Below are 13,141 nucleotides of genomic sequence, written 5' to 3'. Positions count from 1 at the left end.
TGCCCTACCGGGAGTAGCGTCGAAGGTTGACAAAACTATAGGAACACCCAATGGCTATGTCACGGATGCGTCAGCGTTTGGTATGCCTGCAATGTGCAGCGCATAAATTCGATGCCGCAGGGCGATGCTGATGCTATAGTTACTGCGGTTAATGAGGGTCAAGAGAAAGGTTACAGGTGAAATCCAAACCTCGACCATACAGTCGATGACCCCATGCAGGTGCTTTTTGCGCATGCACGGGGTGTAGGCGTCGAGCGGCGTGCCGCCCGCGCATGCGTATACATATCCAGAAGCCCCCGGACGCCGCACATGCGGCCGCGTTCGGAGGAATAATGATGGGGAGCACCATTGAATTATCTGAGTGAGATGCTCAAATTGCCGGTCTTGGACGTCGACGGCGAAAAGCTCGGCGTGGTCAACGATTTTGGTATTGCTACCGGCGAAGTTTTTCCACACGTGACGTCGCTCGCGTTCCGCGGTCCCGGCAAGACGCCGTTTATGATCAGCTGGCGCAAATGGGTCGACCGTATCGACGAGACGGGCGTGTACCTTAAGGCGTCGGCCACCGAAATCCGTTTTTCGTACCTGCAGCCGACCGAGCTCTTGCTCGCACGCGACGTGCTCAACAAGCAGATCGTCGACACGCAGGGCATGAAGGTCGTGCGCGTAAACGACATCAAGTTTTCCATGTCGGGCGAAAATCAGCTGCGTCTGCTGGGTGCCGAGGTTGGCGCCCGCGGCTTGCTGCGCGCGATCAGCCCCACGCTCGAGCATGTTGCCGAGGGCTTTATGAAGCACCTGGGCAAGCCGTTGAGCGAGGATATCATCGCCTGGTCCTACATGGACCTGCTCGACCGCTCGACCAAGAATATCCAGCTCTCGGTGTCGCACAAGACGCTCGGCGAGCTGCACCCTGCCGACATCGCCGACATTATCGAGCAGCTCGACCCGCGCCTGCGTGCGCAGGTGTTTGCGCAGCTCGATACTGCCCAGGCCGCCGAGGCCATCTCGGAGTTCGATGACGACGAGCTTATGACCGAGATGCTCGAGGGCCTGTCCGACACCGACGCATCGTCGATGCTGGCCATGATGGACCCGGACGACGCTGCCGACCTGATCGACGAGCTTGATTACGAGAAGGCCGAGAAGCTCCTGCGCCTGATGGGCGTCAAGGAGGAGAAGGCGATTCGTAACCTGCTGGGGTATGAGGACAACACCGCCGGCCGCATCATGACCTCGGAGTTTGTCTCCCTGCCCGCCACGGCAACGGTCGGTGACGCCATCGAGGCGATTCGCGAGCTCGACGAGGACTTCGAGAGCGTCTACTACGTCTATACCGAGGATCCGAGCGGCATGCTGACCGGTGTGCTTTCGCTGCGCACGCTGATCGTAGCCGACCGCGACGCCACGCTGGGTCAGCTGGCCTATCGCGACCTGGTCTACGTGTCGCCCGACGAGGACCAGGAAGACGTGACGGACGAGATGACCAAGTACGACCTGGTCGCTATCCCCGTCTGCGACGAGAACCGTCATATCCTGGGTATCGTAACCTTCGACGACGCCATGGACGTTATCGCCGAGGAGCATCAGGAGGACCTGCAGATCGCCGGTGTCGGCTCGGGCGACAGCGCGTCGGACGACTCGACGAACGTGCTCAGCTGGTTCGTGCATCGCCAGTACTGGGTTGTTGTATGGGGCATCGCGTCGTGCATCATGGCGACCGTGCTGGGAACGGCGCTCGGCTCCGCGCATCTGGTGGTGTTCCCCATGTGCGCCATGCCGCTCGTGCTGCTGGCGGCCTCGCGCATGGTGTCGTTCGTCAAGAACTACTTCCTGGAGTATGACGGTCACGACGACGAGCCCAAGCCGTATCTGGGGTTCTTCTTCCAGAGCACGGGCATGGGCCTGATTCTGTCGCTCGTGACCTACCTGTGCGCCCAGCTGGTGCGCACCGCTGCGTTCCTCGATGCGCCCATGTTTGAGGAGCAGCTCTTTACCGGGTGCTTTAATATCGCTGCCATTATTTGCCTGGTTGGCAACATGAGCGCCGTGATTTACCTGATGGTGCTGTTCTGGCGTGACGAGCATGACCTCAACACGTCGGGCACCGCCATGAACGTCATTGCCGTCATGATTTCGTGTGTGGCGTATTGCATCGCCGCGGTGCTGCTCGCCATATCAGTCATGGGTTAGGTGGTCGCGTGCAAAATACCAAGCAAAAGTCGGGCACCAAGCAAAAGTTGACCATCGCGGCCATCTTTGGCGCTATGGGTCCCGGTCTGCTGGCGGCGCTTTCGGGCAATGACGCCGGCGGCATTGCAACGTATTCCAGTGCGGGCGCCAGCTATGGCTACAAGATGCTCTGGATGCTTCCCGTCATGACTGTGCTGCTCATCGTGACGCAGGAGACCGCGGCGCGTTGCGGCTGCGTGACGGGCAAGGGCCTGGCATCGCTCATTCGCGAGCGCTTTGGCGTGCGCAAGAGTGTACTTGCTATGGCGGCGCTGTTGATCGCCAACACGGCTGTGACCATTTCGGAGTTTGCGGGTATTGCGAGCGGCCTTGCCCTCTTTGGCGTGCCGGCGAGCATCTCGGTGCCGTTGGTGGCGCTGCTGGTGTGGATGCTTACCATGTCGGGGAGTTTCCAGCGCATCGAGAAGATTCTGCTGCTGGTGAGCTGCGTGTTCGTGACCTACATCGTCGCCGCGTTTATGGCTGGCCCCAACTGGGGTGAGGTCGCGGTCGACCTGGTCGTGCCTAACATTCAAAATGACCCCAGCTACGTGTCGCTCGTGGTCGCAACGATCGGTACCACCATCGCGCCGTGGATGATTTTCTTGGCGCAGAACAACGTGGTCGATAAGAACGCGGGCGAGGACGACATCGTGCTGCAGCGTATTGATACCGTGAGCGGCTCGCTTGCCGCCGATGTTATTGCCGGCTTTATTATCATCACGACCGGCACGGTGTTGTTCCCGGCGGGTATTCAGATTAGCGATGCTGCCGATGCTGCCCGCGCGCTGGAGCCTATTGCGGGTCAGTGGTCTACGGTACTGTTTGCCTCGGGCCTGGTCGCGGCGAGTTTCTTGGCTGCCTGCGTGCTGCCGGGCGTTACGTCGAGCGCTATCTGCGAGGCATTTGGCTGGGAGCGCGGTGCCGACCGCAGCTGGGACGAGGCCCCGGTCTATCGCGGCATCATTACTGCCATCATTGGCATCTCTGCCGTGCTGGTGCTCATGCCCGGCGTCGATCTGTTCCAGATCATGATGACCTCGCAGGTCATCAATGGCGTGCTACTGCCCGTGGTTCTGGTGTTCCAGGTGGTTATCGCTGCCGACCGTCACATTATGGGCGCCAACCGCAATGGCCGCGTGTGGAATGTGCTCACTTGGGCGACTATCGGTGTGATTACGGTGCTGACGGTCGTCATGTTTGTTCTGCAGGCGATGGGTTACAGCGCTTAGCGCCTCTTTTGGACTCCAAACAGGCCGCAGCGATGGACTGCGGCCTGTTTTTTGCCCGCTATAGGGCGTTAGTTATATGGCAGTGGACAAAAAATGCCAAATATGAGTACTGTTGCCTTGCCGATAGCATTTACGACCAAGAAAATAATGAACATAGTTAAGAATCTGTTTATTAAAAGCGGGTCTCCAAGTCCTAAGCCGGCCATTCTGGTCAACTGGAAGGGTCGTGCGCTACCGCATGAGCGCCATTTTGGGTGGTTTTGCCTGCTACTAAAATGGTAACAGTACTCATATTTGCCACTTTTTGTCCACGACCTCTTGGAGTCGGCTCGAAAAGAGTGATTTTGGGTTGTTTGCTGCGGGTGTGGGCTTGGAAACAACGTCCGGGGTGGCGAGGCGCCCAGAATTCGGTCGCAAGGAGGGCGTTCCTCGGCTGTGTCAGGAGTGTCCCTGGGTGCCGGCATATAAGGAACGTCCCTAACTGCCGGAGGGGGTGCCTGCCGTGGCAGGCACCCCCTCCGGATGTGGGAAGTTTGCGCTGCAGGTTACTTGTCGGTGCCCAGCTTGTGCGGCTTGAGAGCGAGCGCATTGACGAGCGCGTCGGTGGCAGACTTGACGGCTGCCGGCTGCGGATCGTTGACGTGATCCTCGGGATGCACGGGCAGGTCCTTCTTGACTGCATCGTGGATCAAGTTGAGGTACTCAGTCACGCCAGTGGTCGACAGGTGCGTGCCATCGCCATCGAACAGGTCGTTGCGATTGGCACTGTATCCGTACCAGTCGATAACGCGCACGTTCTTGTAGCGCGTAGCAGCGTTGGCGATGGCCTGGTTGGTAGAGCCAACCCACGGCTGCGGGCTGCGCGTGTTCACAAACACCACAATACGCTTATCTCCTGCATCGGTCATGATGGCGTCGATCTGGTCGTCGGTTACCAAGCCGTTGGTGCCCAGTGCAAAGACCACGATCTTGCCGGCAAGGTTCTGTTGGAGATAGCCCTCAAATGTCGCGCGGCCCGCATCAAACTGGCGGCCCTTTTCGGCATCGATGTGACTGTGGGGGAACACGCCGTCAAAGGAATCAACGGCGCGCAGCGACACGGAGTCACCGATCATCAGCAGGTCGTAGGATCCGTCGGGGAAGCCGTCGTTGTCCTTGTCGGTGCCGTCGGCCGCCTGCTGGTCGGTGGGCGCGGTGTTTTTGGCTTCCTTGTTGAGGACTTCGGCGCCCTCACCGCTCAGTGCGGAGGTCTCCGGCACAAAAATCAGGCCGCCCAGCGCGATAACAAGCACAATCCCGCAAGTGGCGCACACGGGAATATGCGCGCGCACCCAGTTGGCGGGCGTGGTGGTGCCGTCGCGGAATTCGGATACGGTGCGCCCAAAGGCACCCTTTCTAAACGGCGTCTCGATAAAGCGATATGAGCATTCGGCTACGGCGACCACCAACAACACCTGCAAAATGTACTGCCACCACGGCGTATCGTTGATGTTGGCGACCGGGTTCATGAGCAACAGTAGCGGATAGTGCCACAGGTAGATGCTGTACGAGCGCTTGCCAACCCACACGAGCGGCTCGGCGGACAGCGCGCGGGCAACCATTCCCTGGGGCTGCACGCAGGCCGCGATGACCATGAGCGTGAGGATGGAGCATAACAGCGTGCCGCCGCGATACTGGAACGCGGTGTAGCCGTTGGTGAGCGCGACCATGGCGGCAAGGCCAACCAGACCCACGACGCCCAACACATCGATGGATGCGGGCGAGGACCAAAAGCGCACGAGGGCGCTCGGCTGTGCCGGGACGGTCTCGGCTGCGCCGTCGGTCGTAGCGTCATGCTTGCTTTCGGCGTTCTTGCCGTGCTTGGCGGCGCCAGCCAGGCGATTGAGCCCCAAACGATGAGCGAGACACACCGGCGCCAGGTCGCGATCGGGGATAAAGGCCATCCAGGCGCCCAGCAGCAGCGAGAAGACGCGGGTGTCGGTGCCGTAGTACACGCGGCTGGGGTCGGCGGCGGGGTTATAGAGCACCATCATGGCGATGGCGGAGACAGCAGCCAGTCCCAGAACCATGCGGCGCGTGTTGGGCTTGCTCATGTGCATGGATACCATAGCGAGCAGCAGCGGGGGCCAAACCAGGTAGAACTGTTCCTCGATGGCGAGCGACCAAAAGTGCGTAAGCGGCGAGGGATCGCCCAGGGCATTGAAGTACGAGACGTTTTGGGCAATCTGCCACCAGTTGTTGAAGAACAGCAGCGACGGCAGGATGTCAGGGCGCATCTTGGTGAGCATCACGTGGTTAAAGATGGTGCACAGCGCGCAGGTCACGAACACTACCGTTACCACGGCGGGGACCAGGCGACGGATGCGGCGAATCCAGAAGCTCTTAAGGTCGATACGGCCGGTCTTAGCGACTTCGTTGAGCAGCAAGCGCGTGATCAGATAGCCCGAAAGCACAAAGAAGATCGTGACGCCAAGCAGGCCGCCCTGAGCCCACGTGAGGTTGAGGTGATAGAGCACCACCGCGACGACGGCAAGCGTGCGCAGACCGTCGAGCGCAGGGATGTAGCGGGACTTGGGGCGAGCAGGCGTCTGCTCCGCGGCGGGAGTGTTGGCGCGGCCCGCGTTGTTGGCAGAAGCGCGATGGGGGCTCGCGGTGCGTCGCGGCTCGTTGGCACGGCGCTCGCCCTTCACGCGTTCGTGCGGCGCCGGCTCGTTGCCCGTGCGGCGTCGACCGCGCGAGCCCGATTGCGAGAATTGTTCCATAAAACATCATCCAATGACGAGAATAATCAGCACGTATTCATTGTAGCTGCCTGCCCCTGTGAATGCTTGCTGCTGGCGCAAGCTCAAGCGCGCGTCCACATCAAAGTGGACTAAAGTTATAGGGGGTGCGAGAGTGCACAATCGTTGGTCGACGGTGGGCGCAAAGCCTGAAGACGAGGAGGTTTCCATGGCGGATCACAGCATCGTTGCGGTGTTCGGCAGCATGAACATGGACCTTTCGGTGGCGTGCGAGCGCATGCCGCGCGCGGGCGAGACCGTCGGTGGCAGCGGTTTTATCACCAACGCCGGCGGTAAGGGAGCCAATCAGGCCGTTGCCGCTGCGCGCATGGGTGCGCGCACGTGCATGATTGGCGCTGTTGGGCGCGATACCTTTGGCGATGCGCTTGTGGCAGGGCTCCAGGATGCCGGCGTGGGCGTTGAGTTTGTGGCGCGTCGCGATGACGTGGAGACCGGTACCGCGACTATCATTCGCTGTGAGAGCGACAACCGCATCGTGCTGTCGCCGGGCGCCAACCATGCGCTTGCGGGCGAGGACGTTGCCCGCGCACTGAGGCGCTTGGTGGCCGACGAGCTCGACGGCGATGCCAGCGAGATTGCCCCGGCTGCCGGAAGCGTCTTTATTGCCCAGGGCGAATGTGACCTTGCAGCAACGGCCGCGGCGTTTTCTTGCGCTCACGAGCTGGGGTTCTATACGATCTTTAACCCGGCGCCCGCCTGCGACCTGCCGGCAGGAGCGTGGCCTGCGGTCGACCTGGTCTGCCCCAACGAGACCGAGTGCCAGGTGCTGACGGGCATTCTGCCCACAGATGATGCGAGCTGCGTCGCCGCGCTCAATGCGCTGCTCGACAAGGGCGCCGGCGCCGCGGTCATCACGCTGGGCGGCGCCGGCTCGGTTACGCTCGGCGATGGCGGTGAGCCGCTGCGCATGCCGGCGCTTTCGAGCGCGGTGGTCGATACGACGGCCGCGGGCGATACGTTTATTGGTGCGCTTGCTGCAGCTCGTCTGGAGGGCCTGCCGCTCTTTGAGTGCATGGCGGCGGGTGCTCGCGCCTCGGCGGTGACGGTGTCGCGCCTGGGCGCTCAGCAATCAATTCCCACGCGTGCGGAAGTCGAGCACAAGTTTGGTTTAGACGGTTTGGATGTAGACGGAGAAGCGGAGTAGAACAATGGCAACCAAGAAGCTGATCCTTGATCTGGATATGGGTGTGGATGATGCGATGGCGCTTGCCTATGCCATCGCGAGCCCCGAGGTGGAGCTCGTCGGCATCACCACGTGCTTTGGCAACGTGCGCGTCGAGCAGTCGGCGCACAACTGCTTGGCGGTGCTCGATCTGTTGGGTCGTCCCGAGGTGCCGGTGTACCTGGGCGCCGATCGTCCCATGAAGGCGACCGAACCCTACACGCCGCCGGCGTCCACCACGCTTATCCACGGCAAGAACGGCATCGGCGGCGCAAGCGTGCCCGCCTCGCCGTACGAGCCAGTGGGCGCGACGTCGGCCGATGGCAATGCGGCGGTCGATTACCTGATTGATGCCGCGCGTACCTATGGTCCCGATCTGGTCTACGTTGCGACCGGCCCGCTCACCAATCTGGCGCTTGCCCTGGAGCGCGATGCGGCGGCGATGATGTCTATCGGCCGCGTGGTCGTGATGGGCGGCGCCCTTACCGTGCCCGGCAACGTGAGCGCGGGCGCCGAGGCCAACATGGCGGGCGACCCCGAGGCTGCCGACGCTGTGTTGCGCTCGGGCCGCAAGCTCACCATGGTGGGCTTGGATGTGACGCACCGCGTGGTGCTCACACGTCGCGACGTTGCCGGCTGGACGGGCTCGGGCACTATGGCTGGCTGCGCGTTTGCGAGCATGGTCGAGCACTATATCGGTTCGTACGAAATGAACGCGCCCTACCTGGGCGGCTGCGCGCTGCACGATCCGCTGGCGGTTGCCGTGGCGATTGATCCCACGCTCGTGGGTGCGCTCGGCTGCAATCTTCGTGTCGACCTGCTGGGCGAGTACCGCGGCCGCACTATCTGTGACGAGCACCGTCTGTCCGATCCGGATAAGAGCGCGCTCGTGGCGCTCACCGTGGACGCCCCACGTTTCCTCGTGGAGTTTAAGGCACGCATGGCTCGCATCCTTGGCTAAACGGTTTCTGTGCCCCGTTCCAGATTAGCTACCGAGTAAATACGCCCGTTGGGGGAATAGTCGCGTCGCTTCGCTTGACAACAGGCTAAACTAGCTATTAAACATTTACTATTCTGTTTAGATTGAATTTGCGGTCGTTTAGTTGTCGAGTCACGGGGCGGTCAGGCCACGATGCTCCGCCACGACCGTTGCTAGGGGGAACCATGGCCAAAGCAAGTGTTCGCGAGATCAGCCGCATCACCGGTTTTTCGCCCGCAACCGTGTCCAACGCGCTCAACCGCAAGCGCAGCGTGAGCGAGGAGACCGCCAAAGTCATCCTGGAGTGCGCGCAGTCGCTCGGCTATCAGCAGTCGACGCAGCTCGAGAGCATCCAGTTTGTGCTCGCGCGCAAGACGGGCGCCATCCTGGACGAGAGCACCTTCCATCCCGCGGTCATCGAGGGCGTGGAGCGCCAGGCGCGTCGCCACGGCATGAGCACGAGCTTTGTCTCGCTCGACTTTAGCGACCTAGACGCCGTGCGTCCGCAGGTCGAGGGCCTGATTGCCGATCCGGCCGCCGCTATTGTACTAATGGGTACGGAGTTGGGCGAGGAGGACTACGCCCTGTTCGCTAACACCGCCGCCCACCTGATTGTGCTCGATGGCTGGAGCGACCGCCAGTACTTCGATGCCGTGGTCATTGCCAATACCGATTCGGTGCTGCGTGCCGTGGACTACCTTATCGAGAAAGGTCACAAGCAAATCGGCTATCTGGCGGGCGACCTTCGTATCCGCAACTTTAAGGACCGCGAGCGCGGCTATCGCCAAGCACTTGAGGATGCGGGCCTCGAGGCCAATCCGGCATGGCGCGTCACGCTGGGCACCACGCTCGAGGGCGCCTATCGCGACATGGGCGCGTGGCTCGACAATTCCTCGCGCGAAGATCTGCCAACGGCTTTCTTTGCCGAGAACGACGTGCTTGCCGTAGGCGCCATGCGCGCGCTCAACGAGCACGGCATTCGCGTGCCCGATGATGTCTCGATCATCGGCTTTGACGACCTGTCGTTGGGCGCTTTCTCCAACCCGCCGCTCACCACGGTTCACGTTCCCAAGCACGAGGTGGGTGAGATCGCGGTGCGCCGCCTGGTGGGCAACATCCGCAATCCCAAGAGCTATACCTGCAAAACGGCTGTGTCGACCTATTTTGTCGAGCGCCAGAGCGTGCGCGAAATCTAGGCGGAGACGGCATCGTCTGCGGCGTGTCAAAGCGCGCCAGGGCGGTAAACATAACGCTACCAAGAGAGGATCCTTCGGGGTCCTCTTTTTGTTTCCCTTGTATGTTCAGTTTGTTTACATACCGTTTAGGCTGATTTTTCTACCGCTTACGGGTATTTCGCGCTAAACTTCTAAACAAAAGAGTAAAACATTTAGTAAAAAGAACAAAACGAAACATGCGTCTGTTTACTGAACATGTGACTAGGGGAGGACGTACATGGACAAGATCAAGCTCGGCTTTGTGCCCACGCGCCGCAGTATCTTTAGCGCGCCGGACGCGATCAAGTATCGCGGTCTGACGGCTGATCGCCTGCGCGAGATCGGCGTCGAGATTGTGGATATCGACGACATCAACGACGAGGGCCTGCTGTTCGACGACAGCCATATCGCGCCTATCGTCGAGAAGTTCCGCGCCGAGGGCGTCGACGGCATCATGCTCTGCCACGCCAACTTTGGTACCGAGTATGTCTGCGCCCGCCTTGCCCGCGAGCTCGGCTTGCCCGTGCTGCTGTGGGGGCCGCGCGACGAGCGCCCCGAGCCCGACGGCACCCGTCTGCGTGATAGCCAGTGCGGCCTGTTCGCCACCGGCAAGGTCCTGCGCCGTTTCCAGGTTCCCTTCACCTACATGACCAACTGCCGTCTGACCGATCCCGAGTTCGAGCGCGGCGTCTGGGACTTTTTGGCCGTGTGCAACGTGGTCAAGACCTTCAAGCACACCCGCATCCTGCAGATGGCCACCCGTCCGTTCGATTTCTGGTCGACCATGTGCAACGAGGGCGAGCTGCTCGAGAAGTTCAACATCCAGCTTTCGCCCATCCCCATGACCGAGCTTGTCCAGGCCGTGCGCGACGCCCAGGCTGACGAGCAGGCCATGGCAGCCATGCTCGCCCACATTGGTGACAGCTTTGAGATCTGCATCCCCGAGGACAAGGTTCCTGCGGTCGCAGGACTCGCCATTGCCATGAAGCGCCTGGTCGAGAAGTACGGCTGCAACGCCGGCGCCATCCAGTGCTGGAACGCTCTGCAGGACGAGCTGGGCATTATGCCCTGCGCCGCCAACGCAATCCTCAACGAGATGGGCATCCCCATCGTATGCGAGACCGATATCCATGGCGCCATCACCGCGCTGATGGTCGAGGCCGCCGACCTGGGCCGTCACCGCGGCATGTTCGCCGACTGGACCGTGCGCCATCCCGATAACGAGAACGGCGAGCTGCTGCAGCACTGTGGTCCCTGGCCCTGCAGCTGTGCGGCCGTCAAGCCCAAGCTCACCTACCCGCTGGCGTTCGATCACCCCGGCGCGCTGACGGCCGAGGCCAAGCACGGCGACCTCACCCTTGCTCGCTTTGACGGCGACAACGGTGAGTACTCGCTGCTGCTGGGCAACGCTCGCGGCATCGACGGCCCGGCCGGCATGGGCACCTACCTGTGGGTCGAGGTCGACAACCTCAAGCGCCTCGAGACCAAGATCGTCGAGGGTCCCTACATCCACCATTGCGTCGCCATTCACGCCAACGTGGTGCCGGTGCTCTACGAGGCGTGCAAGTACATCGGCATTGTCCCCGACCTGTACGACCCCATCGAAGAAGACGTCAAAGCTTACCTGCGAGGAGAGTAGAAATGGCAACTATCGAAGAGCTTGAGTCCCTGCGTTGGGACCTTCGACGCGATTGCGTCGATATCATCATGGCTGGCGCCGGCGGGCACATCGGCGGCGACATGTCGGTCATCGATGCGCTGATGACCCTCTACGCCAACCACCTCAACATTTCGCCCGAGACCGTCGACAATCCCAACCGCGATCGCTTCGTGCTCTCCAAGGGCCACGCCATGGAGGCCTACTACGCGGTGCTCTGCCACGAGGGCTATCTGGACCTCGACGACGTCAAGGCCCGCTTCTCTAAGTTCGGCAGCCCCTACATCGGCCACCCCAACAACAAGCTCAAGGGCATCGAGATGAACTCGGGCTCGCTGGGTCATGGCCTGCCCGTGGCCGTCGGGATGGCGCTTGCCGGCAAGATGGATGGCCGCGACTACCGCGTCTACACCATCATGGGCGACGGCGAGCTTGCCGAGGGCTCGGTCTGGGAGGGCGCCATGAGCGGCGGCAACTACCAGCTCGATAACCTGTGCGCGCTCGTGGACCGCAACCGCCTGCAGATCAGCGGCAGCACCGAGGACGTCATGAAGCAGGATTCGCAGGAGGAGCGCTGGGCCGCCTTCGGTTGGAACGTGCTGTCCATTCCGGGCAACGACGTCCAGGCCATCGACGCCGCGCTGACGCTGGCCGCCGAGACCAAGGGTAAGCCCACGGTCATCATCCTCAACACGGTGAAGGGCTACGGCTCGCCGGTTATGGAGGACAAGGCCGCCTGGCATCATCACCTGCCCAACGATGAGGAATATGCCCAGATCATCGCCGATTTCGCTGCCCATAAGGAGGCTATCAATGGCTAACAAGATCGCCAACCGCAAGGCTATCTGCGACACGCTGCTCGAGGCCGCCGCAACCGATAAAGACATCGTCGTCTTGTGCTCCGACTCCCGCGGCTCCGCATCGCTCACGCCGTTCTTTGACCAGTATCCCCAGCAGTCCATTGAGGTCGGCATCGCCGAGCAGGACCTGGTGAGTATCGCCGCCGGTATGGCCTCGTGCGGCAAGAAGGCCTGGGCCGCCTCGCCGGCGTCCTTTGTGACCACGCGCTCGTATGAGCAGTGCAAGGTCGACGTTTCGTACTCCAACACCAACGTCAAGCTCATCGGCATCTCGGGCGGCGTTTCCTATGGCGCCCTCGGTATGAGCCATCACTCCGCGCAGGATATCGCCGCCATGAGCGCGATTCCCAACATGCGCGTGTATCTGCCGAGCGATCGCTTCCAGACCGCCGAGCTCGTGCGCGCCCTGGTTGCCGACAACAAGCCGGCCTACATCCGCGTGGGCCGCAACCCGGTGGAGGACGTGTACACCGAGGACGAGTGCCCGTTCCAGATGGACCGCGCCACCTGGGTGCGCCGCGGCACCGATGTGGCGATCGTCGCCACCGGTGAGATGGTCCGCCACGCCGTGGACGCCGCCGACCTTTTGGCCGAGCAGGGTATCTCGGCAACGGTGCTCGATATGTACTGCGTCAAGCCGCTCGACGCCGAGGCCGTGATCGAGGCCGCCGGTGCCACGCGAGCCGTCGTGACCGTCGAGGAGCACAGTCCCTTCGGTGGCCTGGGTTCCATGGTCGCACAGGTCGTGGGTGAGCACTGCCCGCGTCCGGTCAAGTGCCTGAGTCTACCCGATGCGCCGGCCATCACCGGTACGAGCCCCGAGGTCTTTGCGCACTACGGCCTGACGGGCGAGGGAATCGCCAAGACGGTCGTCGAGTTCCTTCCCGCAGAGTAATTGGTGCATCGGGGACAGGTTTGCACCAATCCTTTTAGGTTGAATTCTGAGCAGGCCGGCTGCGCTCTCATGAGCCGGTCGGCCACTCGCTCCTTGTCCGTCGGGTTTT

Annotated in this window: 9 protein-coding genes; 8 read left to right on the top strand and 1 reads right to left on the bottom strand. The window is 61.7% G+C overall.

Features of this window, described 5'->3' with window-relative positions:
* Positions 1 to 348: 348 nt before the first annotated feature.
* Together DWV43_RS07900 and DWV43_RS07895 are read left to right on the top strand one after the other, a co-directional pair.
* Entirely contained in the window at positions 349 to 2,193 is a 1,845-nt protein-coding gene (locus DWV43_RS07900; RefSeq protein WP_117817887.1) for a magnesium transporter, read from the top strand.
* 74 nt (positions 2,194 to 2,267) lie between these two features.
* The gene (locus tag DWV43_RS07895; RefSeq protein ID WP_006235731.1) at positions 2,268 to 3,464 is read left to right on the top strand and encodes an Nramp family divalent metal transporter; all 1,197 of its coding nucleotides are present in this window, start codon (positions 2,268 to 2,270) and stop codon (positions 3,462 to 3,464) included.
* Between the two features lie 545 nt (positions 3,465 to 4,009).
* On the opposite strand, the gene DWV43_RS07890 is transcribed toward DWV43_RS07895, so the two are convergent.
* On the bottom strand, positions 4,010 to 6,226 hold the full coding sequence (locus DWV43_RS07890) for an acyltransferase family protein (RefSeq protein WP_117817884.1): 2,217 nt from the start codon (positions 6,224 to 6,226) through the stop codon (positions 4,010 to 4,012).
* Positions 6,227 to 6,413: 187 nt separating this feature from the next.
* Between DWV43_RS07890 and DWV43_RS07885 the strand changes: the two genes are divergently transcribed.
* The 6 genes from DWV43_RS07885 to DWV43_RS07860 all read left to right on the top strand — a co-directional run bounded on the left by DWV43_RS07885 (position 6,414) and on the right by DWV43_RS07860 (position 13,032).
* The gene (locus DWV43_RS07885) at positions 6,414 to 7,409 is read left to right on the top strand and encodes a ribokinase (RefSeq protein ID WP_117817882.1); all 996 of its coding nucleotides are present in this window, start codon (positions 6,414 to 6,416) and stop codon (positions 7,407 to 7,409) included.
* A gap of 4 nt (positions 7,410 to 7,413) precedes the next feature.
* On the top strand, positions 7,414 to 8,388 hold the full coding sequence (locus DWV43_RS07880; RefSeq protein WP_117646436.1) for a nucleoside hydrolase: 975 nt from the start codon (positions 7,414 to 7,416) through the stop codon (positions 8,386 to 8,388).
* A gap of 203 nt (positions 8,389 to 8,591) precedes the next feature.
* Positions 8,592 to 9,602, top strand: coding sequence for a LacI family DNA-binding transcriptional regulator (locus DWV43_RS07875; protein ID WP_117817879.1), 1,011 nt, complete (start codon positions 8,592 to 8,594; stop codon positions 9,600 to 9,602).
* Positions 9,603 to 9,858: 256 nt separating this feature from the next.
* A complete protein-coding gene (locus tag DWV43_RS07870; protein WP_117817876.1) occupies positions 9,859 to 11,259 on the top strand; it encodes an L-fucose/L-arabinose isomerase family protein in 1,401 nt (466 codons plus the stop codon).
* A gap of 2 nt (positions 11,260 to 11,261) precedes the next feature.
* Positions 11,262 to 12,098, top strand: coding sequence for a transketolase (locus DWV43_RS07865; RefSeq protein ID WP_199569423.1), 837 nt, complete (start codon positions 11,262 to 11,264; stop codon positions 12,096 to 12,098).
* Positions 12,091 to 13,032, top strand: coding sequence for a transketolase family protein (locus DWV43_RS07860; RefSeq protein WP_117803520.1), 942 nt, complete (start codon positions 12,091 to 12,093; stop codon positions 13,030 to 13,032). Before DWV43_RS07865 ends, DWV43_RS07860 begins: the two co-directional genes overlap by 8 nt.
* Positions 13,033 to 13,141: the final 109 nt, after the last annotated feature.

It is taken from the genome of Collinsella sp. AF05-9 (assembly GCF_003465595.1).
Lineage (GTDB): Bacteria > Actinomycetota > Coriobacteriia > Coriobacteriales > Coriobacteriaceae > Collinsella.
Note: the sequence above shows the minus strand (reverse complement) of the source record. Positions and strands in the feature narration are given on the sequence as shown.